Genomic DNA, 16,094 nt, shown 5'->3' with positions numbered 1-16,094 from the left:
GGCGGCGCTAACCGATCCGCGACACCGCGATCGCGATCCCGACCGCCAGCCACTGCACGATCGCCACGAGCACACCGGCCCGGCACAGCCCGACCGCGCCGCGCACGCGTGCATCGAGCGTACGGCCGGCCTTGGCCGCGTCGATCCAGCCGAGATCGGCGAGCGCGCGGTCGAGCGCCGCGAGCGCGTCGTCGACGGGCCCGTCGCCCGCTGCCGCCCGCGCGAGCGCCGCGAACAGCCGGCGGTCGATCTCGATGCGCACCGCGTACCACAGCGCCACCATCCCCGACCCCGTGCTGACAACGGCCAGCAACACGCGGGCGAGCGTCGCCGGCATCCAGCCCGCCGCGACCCACCAGCCCGCGCCGGCCGCGGCCAGCGCGGCCGCGATCGCCCATGCGCCCGCATCGAGCGCGCCGCGCGCGGCGGCAATCCTGAACGGAGCGGACGGATCGCGCATCACACGCGCTCCGTGCCGCGACGGCGATCGATCCACTGCTGCAGCACGGCCACGCCTTCGTCCGACCACACCGCGTGCGGCCGCACCGCGCGCACCGCGGCCAGCGCGTCGCGCGCGTCTCCCAGCCCGCGCCGCGCGGCGAGCCACGCGGCCGCGCACAGCACGCTGCGTCCATAACCGAGCGCGCAGCAGACCAGCACGTCACGCCCTTCCCCGTGCAGGCGTTCGAGCGCCGCGACGGCCTGCGCAAGCTGCGCCGCCGTCGGCGCGACGAGATCGAGCTGCGGCACGGATGCATACGCGAGCGACGTTTCGTCCGCCGCCCAGCGCGGCATCTCTGCGGTCAAGTCGACCAGCGCGGTGAAACCATGGCGGCGCACGTCGCGCGTCGTCGGCGTACGGCCGATCGACACGCGTTCGTCGATCCGCACGGGCGCCGGCCGGCGCCACGTCCACAGCCGCGAATTGACGAACGCGCCGGCGATCGTCGGCGCAAGCAGCGCGCGGATGAAGACCGGGAGACGTCCATCCGCATCCTTCTGGAAAACGCCGGGCGCGCCGCGCCGGTACGCCCACGCGACACACGCGAGCGCCAGCGCGACCCACCCGGCCGCCAGCGCCCAGCCCGGCGCGCGCGGCACGCACCACAGGGCCGTCCACGCCAGTAGTGCCGCGCCGATCGCATAGCGCCGTGCGAGCGCGCGGCCGGCCGCGCTCGGCGACGCATCGGCGCCCGGCAGCCGGCCCGTCGCATCGCGCAACGGAAACAGGAACAGCGCGAGACAGCCGACGGCCGCACCGGTCGGCACGTCGATCGCGTGATGCTGGTAGGTCGTCAGCACCGACACGCCGATCGCCGCGAACCACAGATGCAGCACGGCGCGCGCGACCGTACCGCGCAGGTGCCGCGCATAAACGGCCCACAGCACGACGAGCAGCCCGATATGCAGCGACGGCGCCTGGTTGAACGGCTTGTCGAAGCCCATCAGCAGCGTGAACAGCGCGCCGGCCACGCCGCCCGCGTCGGGCCGCTCGAACCCGAAGCGCAGCGGCCACGCGATGAAGCAGGCCACCGACACCAGTTGCACGGTCAGCAGCCGTTTCACGTGATCGAGCAGATCGGCACGGCGCGTCCAGAAGAAGAACGACACCGCATACAGCAGGTCGATCGACCAGTACGGCACGATCGTCCACGGCACGAACGGGATCGCGTGCTCCCAGCCGAACGCGAACGTCGGCACCGCCGCGCGGCGCGCGGCGAGCCAGTTCGCGAAGCCGTACGTCGAGAAGAACACGGCGCCCATCGCCGCGAGCCAGCCCAAGCGTAGCGCGAACGATGCGTCGCGCGCGCCGGTCACCGGCTCGGCGAGGCCGCCCGCGCCGCCGCCGAGCGCGCTCATGGCGCGTCGACCCGCTGCGCGAGGCTGACCGTGAAGATACCCATCTCGTCGATCCGCTGGTCGAGCTTGCGGAAGCCCGCGCGCGCGACGAGCTCGTCCATCTCGGCCTGCGAGCGGCGGCGCATCACCCAGGTCGCCTCGCCGCGGTGATTGTTCAGCGCACGCGCGATGAATTCCAGCTGCGGATGCCACGGCTGCCCCGTATAGACGAGATAGCCGCCGGGCGGCACGGCCCGCGCGAGCCCGCGCAGCGAGCGCTCGATCAGCGCGTTCTCGCCGAACAGTTCGTACAGGCCCGACACGATCGCGAGCGTGGGGCGCGGCTCGAGCGTCGCGAGCGACGTCTCGTCGAACGCGTCGCCGCGCTCGAAGCGCGCGATCGGCTCGAGGCCGCGCTGCGCGATCAGGACGCGTCCGGCCTCGACGTTCGGCGGGCTGTAGTCGCGCAGCGTGATGTCGTCCGGCGCCGCGCCGTCGCGCTCGGCGGCCGACGCGATCGCGTCGAGCACGTAGCGCCCGTGGCCGGCCGCGATGTCGACGATCCGCACCGGCGTGCCGTGGCCGCGCAGGCGGCCGATCGCCGAGCCGATCAGTTCCTGCAGATGCACCTTGCGCTGACGGATGCCGACCCAGCCCGGCGAATCGAGGTACGTGCGGTCGATCAGCGCGCCGACGCCGAGCCGCCCCTGCGCACGGTTGCGGTACACGTAGTCGAGCGTCGAGCCCGAATCGAAGCCGAGCCGCAGCCCGAGCGCGATGCCGTCCGACAGCGCGCCGCCGGCTTTCAGCCCGGCGCGCGTCAGCGCCCAGTACGCCCGCGCGAACACGTTCGCGGGCGGCCGGCCAAGCGCCGCGTATTCGTCGTGGAACGCGCCGCGCCGATCGGCGTCGGCGAGCGACACGCGCGGGCTCGGCGCGTCGAACTCGCGCAGCACGAACGCGCGCAGCGGCGCGAGCGCCTGTGCGCGGTCGCGTTCACCGAGCGTGTCGTGATAGAAACCCGGCAGCACGATGCGCTCCTTGCGCGCCGACCCGAGCCGTTCGAAGAAGCGGTCCTGCGGGCCGCGATGCACGACCCAGTCGGCGCCCGAGATCAGCAGTTGCGTCGGCACGGTGATCGCGGCGGCGTCGGCGACGATCCGCCGCGCGGTATCGTGCAGGTCGAGCAGCATGTTGACCGCGATCGGCCGCGTGATCAGCGGATCGGACGCGTAGCTCGCGATCCGCTCGGGATCGTGCGTGAGGAATTTCGGTTTCACGTAGCTGTTCACGTAGAACAGCCCGCGCAGCTTGTGCATCAGCCGCAGCCCCGGCCGCGCGAACGGCACGTAGAGCTTGATGTGGAACGCCGGCGACGCGACGACGAGCGCGCGGATCGGCGGCGCGTAGTCGTGCACCCACGTGGCCGCGAGCACCGCGCCGACGCTCTGTCCGACCACGGCCATGTCCTCGATCGCGATGCCGTGCGCGTCGCGGATATGCTCGACGAAGGTCTGCAGGTCACGCACCGACGCGGCCGCGCCCGGGCTGTAGCCGCGCGCGCCGGGCGAGCGGCCGTGGCCGCGCGCGTCCCACGCGAAGAACGCGAAATCGGGCAGGTCGAGCTCGCCGACGAGGTGCGCGACGCGCGCCGAATGTTCGTGGCCGCGATGCAGCAGCACGACGGCGCCGCGGCAATGCGGGCCCGTCGCGGGCCAGTGGCGGTAGAACAGCGTTTCGCCGTCGTGCGTGATGAAGCCGGCCTCACGTGCCGTGCGTGTGCTCATGCGCTTTCTCTCGTTTCGTTATTCGAATGGTGTGGCGCCGCCCTCCGGCGCCCGGCCCGTCAGCCGCCCGCTTCGGCGATCCCGGCCCGTACGCGCCGCACCGCCGTCACGATCGACAGCACGATCAGCAGCCGCCACAGCCAGGCGGCGACGCCGCCGACCGGGAACCCGAGGCCGATCCACAGCGCGAACGCGCCGAGGGCCAGCGCGCGGTCGCTCTTGCCGAACGGGCCGTCGTAGCGGCGCGTCGCGCCGACGAGCGGGCCGATCAGCCCCGCGCACTCGACGATCACCGCCGTCAGCGCGAACAGCCAGACGTCCGCCGGAGCGAACGCGGGAATGGCGAGGAACGGCAGCACGAGCGCGACGTCGGACACGATGTCGCCCAGCTCGTTCAGGTACGCGCCGAGCGTGCTCTTCTGACCGTGCTCGCGCGCGAGCATGCCGTCGATCGCGTTGAGCGCCATGCGCGCGAACAGCCAAAGCGGAATCAGCAGGAACAGCGCGCGGGCGAACACGCCGAGCCCGGCAAGCGCGCCGACGACGATCGAGCCGCCGGCCGCGAACAGCGTGACCTGGTTGGCCGTGACCCCGCGCGCGGCAAGCGAATCCGCGAACGGACGCAGACGGTTCTGGAATTTGGGTTTGAGTGCGTAGAGGCTCATCGTTTTATTTGCGCGGCGCTATCGGATACGTTTCCCGCCGCCATGCCCCGGGCGGCGTAACGGCCTTGGTCGGCCTCGGTCGGCCTTCATTGGACGGCCCTAATCGTCGCCGAGCGGCCCCGATGCGTCAAGCATGCGCTCGGCCCGCCCGCGCGGCGCCAATCTGGCGTTTTTCGGCGAAACTCGCGATAATCCGCTGGCCCGATCGCGGCGCGATCCATTCGAACTGCAGACGGGCACTCGTGCAACAGCCGATTATCACGCCGCCGACCGGCGCATTCGCCGCGACGCAACAGCGTGCGACGGCGAATCGTCCGATTATCGCGGACCTGCGACAGGCAGCCACGAATTTGAAAAAATTTAAACAAGAGCCGTCCGGCGCGCATCCTGCCGCGCCGGCATTCCGGGGTTCCGCCCGCCGCGCGTGCGCAGCGGGCCGTGCATGCAGGCAGGAGGCGTCGCGCCGATGAACATTCTCAACGTCTGGCAGCGCGATTTCCTGCTGTCCATCGTGCGGCTCGTCGCCGGCGCGTATCCGGTCTGGCATCAGGCGCCGCCGTCCCCGACGCAGAAGATCTATTTCTCGAATCACACGAGCCACATCGACACGCTCGCGATTCTCGCCGCGCTGCCGCGCGACGTGCGCGCGGTCGTGCGGCCGGTCGCCGCGCGCGACTACTGGGACAGCAGCGACCTGAAGCGGCACATCGCGCGGAAACTGCTGAACGTCGTGCTGATCGACCGCCACCGCGAATCGGGCGGCGACCCGCTCGACCCCGTGCGCGACGCGCTGCGGCAGGGCCACTCGATCATCATCTTCCCCGAAGGCACGCGCGGCGCCGACGTGCTGCCGCAGCCGTTCAAGAGCGGGCTGTTCCATCTCGCGACCGAGTTCCCGAACGTCGCGCTCGCGCCCGTCTACCTCGAGAACCTGCAGCGCATCATGCCGAAGGGCGCGATCTGGCCCGTGCCGCTGATCTGCAAGGTGCATTTCGGTGCGAACGACGCGCTCGACGCCCAGGAAGACAAGCCGACGTTCCTCGCCCGCATGCGCGACGCGGTCATCGCGCTCGCGCCGCCGCAACGACCGGCCGGCTGAACGCGGCGCCCTCTTCTCCCCTTTTCCGGATATCAACCATGCGAACCCTCTTCTGGGAACTGGTCGCGGGCGTGACGGGCGTGCTCGTCGTCGCGACCGTGATCGGCGCGATCCTCGGCGCGCGCAGCGGCGGGCAGAACGCGACCATCGCCAACCTGAACCAGCGCATCCGCGCATGGTGGGCGATGATCGCGATCATGGCCGTCGCGATCGGCCTCGGCAACAACGTCACGTATCTCGTGTTCGCGCTGCTGTCGTACCTGACGCTGCGCGAGTTCATCACGCTCACGCCGACCACGGCGAGCGACCATACGACGCTCTTCATCGCGTTCTTCATCGCGATCCCCGTGCAGTACCTGCTGCTCGGCATCAACTGGTACGGGATGTATTCGATCTTCGTGCCCGTCCACCTGTTCTTCGCGATGTCGCTCGTCTCGGCACTCACGCAGGACACGCGCGAATTCCTCAGCCGCAACGCGAAGATCAACTGGGCGCTGATGGTGTGCGTGTACGGGCTGAGCCATGCGCCGGCCGTGCTGATCCTCGACATTCCGCGCTACGCGGGGCAGAACGCGCTGCTGCTGTTCTTCTTCCTGTTCGTCGTGCAGATCAGCGACGTGCTGCAATACGTCGTCGGCAAGCTGTTCGGGCGCCGCAAGATCGCGCCGCAGCTGTCGCCGTCGAAGACGGTCGAAGGCTTCGTCGGCGGCGGGCTGCTGGCCACGCTGTGCGGCGCGTCGCTGTATCGCGTGACGCCGTTCAGCTTCGGCGCGGCATTCGGGATCTCGCTCGCGATCGTGATCGCGGGTTTCGTCGGCGGGCTCGTGCTGTCGGCCGTCAAGCGCTCGCTCGGCACGAAGGACTGGGGCTCGATGATCGCCGGCCACGGCGGGATGCTCGATCGCGTCGACTCGATCTGCTTCGCCGCGCCGGTGTTCTTCCACCTCGTGCGCTATCTGTACGTGTGACGCGCGGCCGCGCCGGCGCATCAGACATGCCGGCGCCGCCGCACGAATGCATCGACGCAAACCGGCCGGCGACGGCATCAACGCGGTCGGGCGACCGGCTCCGGATCGAACGTCGCGAGGCCCGGCCAGGCCGCCCGCCCCCACGCGCCGTCGGCCGGCGCGAGCCATCGCTGCACGGCCGCCTCGTCGACCGCGCGACCGAGCGGATCGGCACGAAACGCCGTGACCCACTGCTTGCGGCCCGCCACGTACGCGCGGCCGAAATCCTCCCAGCCGTCGAAGCAATCCTGCGCACGCTGTGCATTGAGCAGCAGCACGCGCCACGCGACGTCCGGCTCGGCCCAGCCCATCAGCATCGCGGCGCGCGCAAAGAAGGCCATCCGCGCGCAGGCGAACGCGAGCGCGGCGCGCGGTTCGTCGTCGGCGTGCAGCGCGTGGAGATCGGCCCGGAACCACTGCGTTTCCAGCACCCTCGCCAGATGCGCGCGCGCGTCGTCGTCCGTCGCGTCGGTACGCAATTCCATCTGGTGGAGCATCTGCGCGCGCAGGAACCGGCGCGTGTCGTCGCCCACGCGGCTCGCATCGGCATCGCTGAAACGGGAGAACTCGGTCGCCTCCACGTACGGATGCGCAAGCAGCAGCGCCCAGTGCTTGCGCGCGGACAGCACCGACGCACGCGCGCGGCCGCGCCGGCGCAGGTAGCGGACGATGCGCCACAGGATGAACAGCGCGACGATCAGCTTCAGTGTCATGGTCGCGGCGCCTTCAACTGCCCGGCCGTTGAGCACCGCGCCCGTCGTACCCGGGCCACGACACACCCTCGGTCGCGAACCCGGCCGCGGCATCGACCGACGGCGGCTGCGACTGCGGCGCCGTCGCGCGCACCGCATAACGCACCGAAGCCGCGCGCGGCGGCCGCTGCGACAACAGCTCGGGCTGCCGTGCCGCCACCAGCCACTCGACGGCAGGCGTCGGCGCCGCCAGCCGCGCGAACAGTTGCGGATGACGGGCGACGAGTCGCGCTTGCGCCGCGGCCTCGGTCACGTCCTCGATCCGGCACCAGCCGGACGCCGTGCGCACGACGCCGATCGCAATGCAGTCGTCCGGCGTGCGATCGGTCGTGCCGAGCGCATTCAGGCACGTCAGCAGGTCGCCGACGTAGCGCTCGATCGGCGGCCGGTTCTGCTTGCCCTTCACCTGATCGACGTCCAGGCCGCCGTCCGCGCGTATCGCGACGCTGATCGTGATGTGCGGCTGGCCGTTCGGGTCGCGAAAGCTCAGGAGCCGCAGCGTGCGTGCCTCGATCGCCCGCGCGTAGCGTTCGCCGTAGCCGCCCGTCAAGGCGCGCCGATCCGCGAACTGGCCGAGGCAGTGACGCATCACGTAACTCTCGAACGCCATTTCCTCGCGCAGCAGCCCGCTGTCGGGCAACAATTCGACGAAACGTCCGTTGGGCGTGTCGCACCACGTGCGCAGCGCCTCGGGCCGGCTCTCGCGCCAGCCGCGTGCGACGCGCGCGACCATCCGCGCATGCTCGTGCTCCCACAACGCGAGCGCCTGCGGACAGTTGATCCGGTCGAGCTTGCCCTCGAGTCCGGTGCCCTTGCGCGATTCGAGAAACTCGACGAGCGTCGCTTCCAGCACGAGCAGCGCCGGATCGGCCGGATCGACCCATACGACGGGGGCCGGCGCATCGGCGCGCGATGCGCCCGCCATCTTCGCGGCGGGACCGAAACGGCGGGCCACCCACTCGGGTGGCGCGACGTGCCCCAGCGCGTGCCGCGCATCGTCGAGCGATGCGATCGTACGCGCCGGTTCGAAATTCGCGACGACATGCCGGTAGAAATGGTTAAGCAGCCACGCGCGCACGGCGTCCGCGTCACCGCGCGCGGTACTGCGCGCCGCGATCGCGGCTTTCAATGCATCCGCGTTCAGCGCATTGCGCGGCGCATAGCCGGCTCGCCGAAGCGCGGCCGTCATTGCCAGAACTTCCACCAGCGCTTGTTCGACGCGGCGGGCACGGGGTCCGCGTCCGCTGCCGGCGCCAGCCCGCTCGCCTCGCGGATCCGCTGCTCGATCAGCTCGACGTTCAGGTCGAGCGGTTCGGCCGCGTGCGGGTTGGCAGCCAGCACATGTTCGTAGAAGCGCTTGACGTCGGCATCGCGACGCAGCTGATACGCCGCGTTGCCGGCGTCGAGCTGGACGCTCAGGTCGCTCGACGCGATCGCCTGCGCGCGTGCGGCGTCGTACAACGCGGCCGCCTGGTCCGGATGCGACGCCGTCATGTAGGTCGCGAAGATGAAGCGCGCGCTCAACGCCTCGGCGGGCAGGTTCCCGTCGACCTGGTCGTTATCGCGCTGCCAGCCGACGAGACGTTCGAGCCAGATCGGCATTTCGTTGGATCGCTCGACGCGCGACAGCGCACGCACGACGTCGCGCAGGTACCCGTTCGGCCCGTGCCGGCTGTATCCGTTTTCGGCGGCGTAGTGCCACAGCTGCTCGGCCGCTTCGAGCATCTCGTCGTCCTTGCCCTGACACGTGAGCACGTAGCGTATGCCGTCGTAATGCTCGGCGAACGGGCTCGCCGCGATGCCGTTGCGATGCAGCTGCAGCGAGTCGTCGTACCGTTCGACCCCGCGATAGAGAATCGCGAGGTTGTTGCACAGCATCGAATACAGATGCGCGCACGCATCGTACGGGTGCCCGTTGCCCGTCTCGAAGAAGCGCTCCATGCACGCCCGCCCCTGCTCGTACACCGCGGTCTGCAGGCGTGCCAGGTCGGCGCGCACGTCATCGCGCTGCGCCGCCGGCAGCGCTTCGAGCGCGTCGTCGACCTCGTCCTCGATCGACACCGCGAACGCATAGCTCCACAGGCCGCTCGGCAGCGATGGCGGCGGCAGCTTCAGCGCGGCCGCGACGCCGAGCGCGCGGATCCGCGCGCCGAACAGCACGAATGCCGTGCGATTGTCGTGCAGGTCGCCTTCCTGCGCGGCGGCGAGCAGTCGCGCCGCCTGCGTCGTCGCGTCGATCCGGCCGTTTTCGCCGTCGTAGGCCGCCGCGAGCCGCGCGATCCACGGATGGCCTGGCGCGCGCTGCGCGGCAAGCTCGCGCGCGGCGTCGGCGATCGCATGACGCCGCGCGTCGCCATCGAGCGAGCCGAGCGCGGCGAAGAGCGCCGCATGCACCGGCGAGCCCGACGCCAGCGGGTCGCGCCACTGCTGGCCCAGTTCGATCAGCCGCTCGAGCGTCGGCCCGAAGCCGGCCGCGCGCATCACGCACAGCGGCCACCAGACCGACGTGTCGGACGGGTCGGCCAGCCGCGCGTGAACGATGTGCCCGACCGTGTCGAGCATGCTGCCTTCGATCTGGTACACATGGAAGAATGCACGGCGGCCGGCTTCGTCGAATCGACCGGCTTCGATCAGCCACGGCAGTTCATATTCGACGAAATCGTCGCCGCCGTCCGACTCGAGGCTGTGTCTCGCGAATGCACACTGCGCGAGCGCCCCGTCGAGATCGCCCTGCGCGCGCGCCGCACGCGCGGCGAGCCGTGCGACCCTGACCTCCACCTCCCGACGCGGCGGCAACGCCCAGTCCGCCACGCGCGCTTCGACGGCTTGCCGGATCGTATCGAGCTGCAGCGGCGCGATCTCGATGATCGCGTGGCCGATGCGCAGCCAGTCGTACGCGTCGATGTCCTGATCCGCGGCGGCCGAGCCGAGCGCCGCCACGGCGGCTTCGGCGGCCGCGCGCGCGTCGGCGGCACGGTCGAGACGCTGCAGCGCCCACGCGCGCCGGCATTGCCGGTCGGCTTCGTCCCACGCGCGGAACCGGGCCCGCCCGGCAATCGCGCCGTTCAGCGCATGCCGCAGTTCGATCGCATCGAGCGAATGCGCCGCGCCGTCGCGCTCCAGCGTATCCAGCATGCGCAATCGCACATAACGCTCGGCGTCGAGCGTCGGCGACGTGCGCACCACCTCGTGCATCTCGCCGATCGCCTGCGCGACCGAATCGTGCTCGCGCAGGTGATGACCGACCTGCAATCGGTACAGCGCGAGCTGCATGCGGATATCGGGCCGCGCGTCGGGCGGGGCGGCCTCGTGGACGAGCGCGCCGTCGACGTCGATCACCGCGCGTGCGGCGGCCGGATCGCCCGCGTGCATCCACAGCGTGTGCAGACGTGCGACCGCGTCGAGCGTATCGGCACGCAACGGCTGCGCGCGCAACCTCGCCGCGAGATCGGTTTCACGGCTCGAATCGCTCTCCTCGAGATCGGCCTCGAGCCGATTCATCAGGGTGTCGAGTTGTTGGCCCGTGACGGGCATCGTTGTTGTCGTCGTTGTTGTATCGGCGCTGGGAGTCATCGACTTCTCCATCTCGGAATCGCGATAGCTTATCAGGACCGACGCGCGAATCAAGCCGACGACACCTGCCGGCACGCGCCCCGCTCAGTACCCCTCCCGCAGCGCCTTCGGCACCACGTAGCGCCCGCGCGCCGCGTCGAACCTCACCGTGTAGCGCGCATGGACGTCCCTGCCGCCGCGCTCGCCCGTCTCCGTGACCGTCAGCGGATAGACGTCGCCCGCGCCGGTCGTATCCGGCACGATCGCGAACGTGCGGCGCTCGCAATGCGACTTCGCATGATCGCAATCGAGCGACCCGCCGTTGTCCATCGTTTCGTTGATGCGCGGCGCGGCTTCGACGATCGCGTTGCCGAGCGGCAGCCAGATCGACCGGCTCGCCTGCGTATAGCCCTGCAGCGTGACACCGTCGCCGATCACGAAACCGAACAAGTGCGGGCCGAGCCGCTCGATGCGGACGGTGCCGGGCTCGCCGCGCTTGCCCGACGCGATATCCGTCTTCTTCACGACGGGCTCGAGCGTGCCGCCGTTCTGGCTCGGCTTCAGCACGTACAGGTCGATCGTGCCCGGCGCGCCGTCCGAATCCATGCCCGGCATCCCGTTCTGGACGGCCGCCTCGGTCTCGCCGCACATCGCGAGCAGCGTGCGCGGGCCGTCGGCCGTCGCGACGCGCAGCGCGCCGCACGGCGAATAGATGAAGTCGCCCGCATCCGGCTGCCAGCCCTTGCGATCGGCGCGCCATGTGCCGTACGTGTCGCGGATGAATTTTTGCAGCTGACGCGCGGGAGGGACCGGCTCGGTCGCGTGAACGGGCGCCGCCGCGGCGAGTACGAACAGCACGGCGAGCGTGGCCGCGAATGGCTTCACGCGTGTTTTCGGGTTCTGGACGTTCATGGAGATGGGCGATTCGGAGGACAAGGTCGATACGGACGGGCCATCAGGGTTGCCGCGGCGCGATGCCGGTGCCGTCCGGTCGCAATCGCGCGCTCGGCACCCAGCCGTCGGCCATGCCATGCGTGCGCGGATTCAGGTACGTGACCGCCGTGAACCGGCCGTATTCGGTCCGCGCGTCGACGTGATCGTGCTCGACGATGAACAGGCCGTCGATCCGGCACGCGTCGTCCGGTGCGACAAAGAACGGCAGCCGCCCCTTGCCCGTCACGACGCGCCCGGCGTCGCTGCCCGGCACGCGGTCGCCCCGCGCCTGCGCGAGGCGGTTCAGCGCGTCGCAATCGACGGCGCCGTGCGGGGCCGCATCGGTACGCGCGGAGGCGGCCGGTGGCGCGACGCACGTCGATACGTAGCGCGACAGCGCGTGCCGGTCGATCTTCAGCACGTCCGGCTGATCGGGATCGCGTGTCACGTCGAGCGCACGCAGCGCATGCGTGTCGAGCGTGACCCAGCCGATCGTCGCGTCGCGGTTCGGCGTGCCCGGACGGTCGGGGGTGACGAACAACCGGACGCCCAGCACGCCGTCCGGCTGACCGGTCAGCGCCGCGGGCTCGGCGTGGATCGCCTGCCGGTCGAATGCGGTCTGCCGCAGTGCCGGCACGATCAGTTGCGTAAGCTGTGCGTCGCACGACGCGGACGATGCCGCATGAGCCACATGCGCGGCGGCCGCCCCGACACTCGCCAGCGCGACGTGCACGGCGAGCGCCGCGAACCGGCGGCCGCGCCCAGCCTCGCCATTCGCGCCGGCCGGCGTTACGATCTCGTTCTTCATTCCATGATCCGTTCGATGCGGGCGGGAAGCACCCGCGAGCCCGTAGCGTACACGCACGGCGCGGCACCGCCAGCGCGCATCGGCCGGCCCGACACGGACATACGCATGAACCTGAGCTTGCAGGACGTCGCCTGGCACCGCTCGGTCGGGCGGCTCATCGAGACGCTCGACCAGCCGGGTTTCTGGCTCGCGCTGATCCGGCTGATCGAGGAATACGTCGCGGTCGACAGCTGGGTCGCGCTGATGTTCGGCGACGGCCGCCCGCAGGTGTTCGCCGAATGCGCGTACGAAGGCGATGGCCCCGATCCGCTGTTCCGCGACTACGTGCAGGGGCTGTACCTGCTGGACCCGTTCTACATCGCGAACCGCGACGCGCCGACGAGCGGGCTGTTCCGGCTGTCCGACGTCGCGCCGGAGTGCTTTCGCGCTACCGAGTACTACACGCGTTATTTCACGCACAACGTCGTCGAGGACGAAGTGCAGTTCAACGTCGTGCTCGACGGTGCGCGCACGCTGTGCCTGTCGCTCGGCAGCAAGCGGCGCTTCAGTCCCGCGCAGGTGGCCTTGCTCGACCTCGTCCGGCCATGGGTCGCCGCGCTGATGCGCCAGCGCCTCGCGTACGAGCACACGCATGCCGAACCGGCTCCGTCGCGCCGGACCCACGCCCGCGCGGGTGCCGGAAGCGGCTTCGAGCACGCGATGGCGCGGCTCGGCACGCCGCTCACCGCGCGCGAGCTCGACGTGATCCGGCTGATCCTGAGCGGCCGCTCGAACAAGGAAGTCGCGAACAAGCTGGACATCTCGGCGGAAACGGTCAAGGTGCACCGGCGCAACATCTACGCCAAGCTCGCGATCAATTCGCAGTCTGAACTGTTTTCGCTGTTTCTGAAGGCCCAGACCGATACGTGACGACCGGTGGGCGGCGCGATGTCGCCGCCGTGTCGCGCCACCTTGACAGGACCTGTTCGCCGTCGCTTCCGGTACGTCAGCCGCGAAATCAATACCCCCGACGGGTTAACGCGTCGGCGGGATGGGCAACCGCGTGGTTCGGCGCATACTAGAACTTCGTTCCAAACGCCCCCCGAACCCGCCCATGAAACTGAAGCTCGACATCGTCCAGCTCGCCGGCCGCGACGGCGACACGCACTACAACCTGCAGCGCACGCTCGAAGCGATCGCGACCTGCGCGCCCGGCACCGACATCGTGATGTTTCCCGAAGCGCAGCTCACCGGCTTTCTCGATCCGTCGAATCTCGCGGCAGTCGCCGAGCCGCTCGACGGGCCGAGCGTCGGCGCGGTGATCGCGGCCGCGCGTGCACGCGACGTCGCGGTCGTGGTCGGGTTGATCGAGAACGACGGCGGCCGCTTCTACAACACGACCGTGTTCGTCACGCCGGACGGGATCGCGCTGCGCTATCGCAAGACGCATCTGTGGGTAAGCGAGCGTGGCGTCGTACTGCCCGGCGACCGCTATACGACGGTCGAATGGCGCGGCGTGCGGATCGGCCTGCTGATCTGCTACGACAGCGAATTCCCCGAATCCGGCCGCGCGCTCGCCGCGCTCGGTGCGCAACTGATCCTCGTGACCGACGGCAACATGGAACCGTACCGCAACGTCCACCGCACATCGGTGTCGGCGCGCGCGATGGAGAACCAGGTGTTCGCGGCGGTCGCGAACCGCGTGGGCGGCAGCGCGCACGACATCGTGTTCGCCGGCGGCAGCCTCGCGGTCGATCCGTTCGGCAACGTGATCTTCGAAGCCGGCAACACCGAATCGCGTCATGCGATCGTGCTCGATTTCGACCAGCTCGCCGCCTCGCGCGCGGTCTACGACTATCGCAACGATCAGCGCCTGCACATCGCCGGCGAGCGCATCGCGCACCCGGACGGACGTCGCGAACTGCTGATTCCGTGACGGGCCGCCACTCGCCCCCCGGCGGCGACGCCGCACGTCACGCCGGGTCGGGCACCTCGATCGCCAGCAGCGCCGAACTGACCGACTTGCCGTGCGCGTCGAGCGCGAGCGAACGCGTCACGCCGCCGCCGAGCGCATCGCGCAGCACGAAATTGAACGCCCCGAGCGACGGCAACTCGTAGCGCACGACGTCGCCGCGCACGATGCCCGCGAGCCACGCCTTCACCGCTTGCGCATCCAGATGCGCGCGCAGATGGTCGTAATGACGCGGATCGCGGCAGATGACCGATACGTTCAGCGTATTGCCCTTGTCGCCGGTGCGCGCATGCGCGAGTTCACGCAGTTGCATCATGCCTCCACGAATGAAAACGACGGCGTCACGGCCGCACGCGGCAGCAGCACCGACTGCACGGCGACCACCTCGCGCGTCGACTTGAACGCACCGCCGCCGCCGGCCGGCCCGTTCGTATAAAGCGTCTCGACCTCGTTGCCGATCCGCGCGGCCTCGGCGGCGCTCGCCGCGCGGCCGGCCACCCGCACGCGCACCTCGGCCGGCTCGCCATGAGCGGCCGGCGTGGCGTCGCCATACAGCGCATCGACGCCGATCAGGTCGAAGCGCAACTCGGTGGCCGCGACGCCGGTCAGCGCCAGCCGCTCGCGGACGATGTCGAGCGCGAGGCGTGCGCGCTCACGCGCGCCCGGGCCGCCGTACGAGATCTGGCCTTCGCCGATGTACCCGTCGACATAAGCGACCGACACCTTCAGCGTATCGGGCCGCGCGGCGCCGCGCCCGCCCGTCACGCGCACGCGGTCGATCGCCTCCTCGGCAACGGCGACCCGCGTGAAATCGGCGACGACATCGGGCTGCAGATAGCGCGCCGGATCGTGAATCTCGTAAAGCAGCTGTTCCTTGCAGGTCGCCGCGCTCACGCGGCCGCCCGCATGCGGCACCTTCGTGATCGTGACCGAGCCGTCGGCCGCGACTTCGCCGATCGGGAAGCCGAGCCGCGCGAGGTTCGGCACGTCCTTGTAGCCGGGATCCGCGAAATAGCCGCCCGTCACCTGCCCCGCGCATTCGAGCAGATGGCCGACGACGGTCGCCTGCCCGAGCGTGTCCCAGTCGTCCATTCGCCAGCCGAACGCGTGGATCAGCGGCGCGGCGAACAGCGACGGATCGGCGACGCGCCCGGTCAGCACGACGTCCGCGCCGGCCGCGAGCGCGTCGACGATCGGCGCGGCGCCGAGATACGCATTCGCGGACACGATGCGGTCGCGATACGCGGCGACTTCGTCGCCCGATTCCTCGAAGCGGAACGCCCCGCGCAGCACGACATCGCGCACGTCGTCGCCTTCGACCGCCGCGACCTTCAGCCCCGCGATGCCGAGCGACCGCGCGATCCGCGCGGTGCGCCGCGCCGCCGCGCGCGGGTTCGCGGCGCCCATGTTCGACACGATGCGCACGTGTTTCGCCGCGGCGACCGGCAGCACCGCATGCATCCGCGCGTCGAGCAGCGGATCGTAGCCGAGCGCCGGATCCTGGCGTCGTGCCTGCTGCGCGATCGCGATCGTACGCTCGGCCAGGCATTCGAAGACGAGATAGTCGAGTTGCCCGTGTTCGGCGAGTTCGACCGCGGGCTCGATCCGGTCGCCCGAGTAGCCGGCGCCCGCGCCGATGCGCACGCGCCGTTCAGGTTGCTTTGCTGTCATGTCGGTACCGTGTCCCGGCGGGCGCGCCGC

General features: G+C 70.4%; 16 protein-coding genes. 5 read left to right on the top strand and 11 right to left on the bottom strand.

The features are described 5' to 3' along the window. Positions 1-7 precede the first annotated feature (7 nt). From AC0KUR_RS33060 to AC0KUR_RS33045, 4 genes are read right to left on the bottom strand one after another with little or no spacing between them, the layout of a single operon-like run. Positions 8-460, bottom strand: coding sequence for a hypothetical protein (locus AC0KUR_RS33060; protein WP_059557015.1), 453 nt, complete (start codon positions 458-460; stop codon positions 8-10). Next, on the bottom strand, positions 460-1,860 hold the full coding sequence (locus tag AC0KUR_RS33055; RefSeq protein WP_473376966.1) for a dual specificity protein phosphatase family protein: 1,401 nt from the start codon (positions 1,858-1,860) through the stop codon (positions 460-462). Before AC0KUR_RS33055 ends, AC0KUR_RS33060 begins: the two co-directional genes overlap by 1 nt. Beyond that, the gene (locus AC0KUR_RS33050) at positions 1,857-3,626 is read right to left on the bottom strand and encodes a bifunctional alpha/beta hydrolase/class I SAM-dependent methyltransferase (RefSeq protein WP_473376965.1); all 1,770 of its coding nucleotides are present in this window, start codon (positions 3,624-3,626) and stop codon (positions 1,857-1,859) included. Before AC0KUR_RS33050 ends, AC0KUR_RS33055 begins: the two co-directional genes overlap by 4 nt. A 59-nt stretch (positions 3,627-3,685) precedes the next feature. Further along, positions 3,686-4,291 (bottom strand): CDP-alcohol phosphatidyltransferase family protein, encoded by a 606-nt coding sequence (locus tag AC0KUR_RS33045; protein ID WP_034186725.1) that lies wholly within the window; start codon positions 4,289-4,291, stop codon positions 3,686-3,688. A gap of 133 nt (positions 4,292-4,424) precedes the next feature. Between AC0KUR_RS33045 and AC0KUR_RS33040 the strand changes: the two genes are divergently transcribed. The 3 genes from AC0KUR_RS33040 (at position 4,425) to AC0KUR_RS33030 (ending at position 6,358) form a co-directional block, all read left to right on the top strand. Then, entirely contained in the window at positions 4,425-4,655 is a 231-nt protein-coding gene (locus AC0KUR_RS33040) for a hypothetical protein (protein ID WP_226251760.1), read from the top strand. Between the two features lie 102 nt (positions 4,656-4,757). After that, on the top strand, positions 4,758-5,390 hold the full coding sequence (locus AC0KUR_RS33035; protein ID WP_034186775.1) for a lysophospholipid acyltransferase family protein: 633 nt from the start codon (positions 4,758-4,760) through the stop codon (positions 5,388-5,390). Positions 5,391-5,428: 38 nt separating this feature from the next. Beyond that, the gene (locus AC0KUR_RS33030) at positions 5,429-6,358 is read left to right on the top strand and encodes a phosphatidate cytidylyltransferase (protein WP_034186724.1); all 930 of its coding nucleotides are present in this window, start codon (positions 5,429-5,431) and stop codon (positions 6,356-6,358) included. Positions 6,359-6,435: 77 nt separating this feature from the next. On the opposite strand, the gene AC0KUR_RS33025 is transcribed toward AC0KUR_RS33030, so the two are convergent. The 5 genes from AC0KUR_RS33025 to AC0KUR_RS33005 all read right to left on the bottom strand — a co-directional run bounded on the left by AC0KUR_RS33025 (position 6,436) and on the right by AC0KUR_RS33005 (position 12,442). Next, positions 6,436-7,110, bottom strand: a complete 675-nt coding sequence (locus AC0KUR_RS33025; RefSeq protein WP_034186723.1) for a DUF1266 domain-containing protein — start codon at positions 7,108-7,110, stop codon at positions 6,436-6,438. 13 nt (positions 7,111-7,123) lie between these two features. Next, on the bottom strand, positions 7,124-8,338 hold the full coding sequence (locus tag AC0KUR_RS33020; protein ID WP_473376964.1) for a hypothetical protein: 1,215 nt from the start codon (positions 8,336-8,338) through the stop codon (positions 7,124-7,126). Continuing rightward, positions 8,335-10,650 carry a hypothetical protein gene (locus tag AC0KUR_RS33015; protein ID WP_473376963.1) on the bottom strand — a complete coding sequence of 772 codons (2,316 nt, stop codon included), beginning with the start codon at positions 10,648-10,650 and terminating at the stop codon, positions 8,335-8,337. Before AC0KUR_RS33015 ends, AC0KUR_RS33020 begins: the two co-directional genes overlap by 4 nt. A gap of 156 nt (positions 10,651-10,806) precedes the next feature. Then, complete coding sequence (locus AC0KUR_RS33010) at positions 10,807-11,613, bottom strand: topoisomerase IV (RefSeq protein WP_473376962.1); 807 nt, start codon at positions 11,611-11,613, stop codon at positions 10,807-10,809. Positions 11,614-11,656: 43 nt separating this feature from the next. Continuing rightward, positions 11,657-12,442 carry a hypothetical protein gene (locus tag AC0KUR_RS33005; RefSeq protein ID WP_473376961.1) on the bottom strand — a complete coding sequence of 262 codons (786 nt, stop codon included), beginning with the start codon at positions 12,440-12,442 and terminating at the stop codon, positions 11,657-11,659. Positions 12,443-12,547: 105 nt separating this feature from the next. Between AC0KUR_RS33005 and AC0KUR_RS33000 the strand changes: the two genes are divergently transcribed. Further along, positions 12,548-13,351, top strand: a complete 804-nt coding sequence (locus AC0KUR_RS33000) for a helix-turn-helix transcriptional regulator (RefSeq protein WP_473376960.1) — start codon at positions 12,548-12,550, stop codon at positions 13,349-13,351. 184 nt (positions 13,352-13,535) lie between these two features. Further along, entirely contained in the window at positions 13,536-14,357 is an 822-nt protein-coding gene (locus AC0KUR_RS32995) for a carbon-nitrogen hydrolase family protein (RefSeq protein WP_473376959.1), read from the top strand. A gap of 37 nt (positions 14,358-14,394) precedes the next feature. Here the strand turns inward: AC0KUR_RS32995 and AC0KUR_RS32990 are convergent, their stop codons facing one another. Then, positions 14,395-14,706 carry an AtuA-related protein gene (locus tag AC0KUR_RS32990; protein WP_034186770.1) on the bottom strand — a complete coding sequence of 104 codons (312 nt, stop codon included), beginning with the start codon at positions 14,704-14,706 and terminating at the stop codon, positions 14,395-14,397. Then, entirely contained in the window at positions 14,706-16,064 is a 1,359-nt protein-coding gene (locus AC0KUR_RS32985; protein ID WP_034186720.1) for an acyclic terpene utilization AtuA family protein, read from the bottom strand. The genes AC0KUR_RS32990 and AC0KUR_RS32985 overlap by 1 nt, the downstream gene beginning before the upstream one ends. Between the last annotated feature and the right edge of the window lie 30 nt (positions 16,065-16,094).

It is taken from the genome of Burkholderia sp. YHN3-13, from assembly GCF_055810675.1.
Note: the sequence above shows the minus strand (reverse complement) of the source record. Positions and strands in the feature narration are given on the sequence as shown.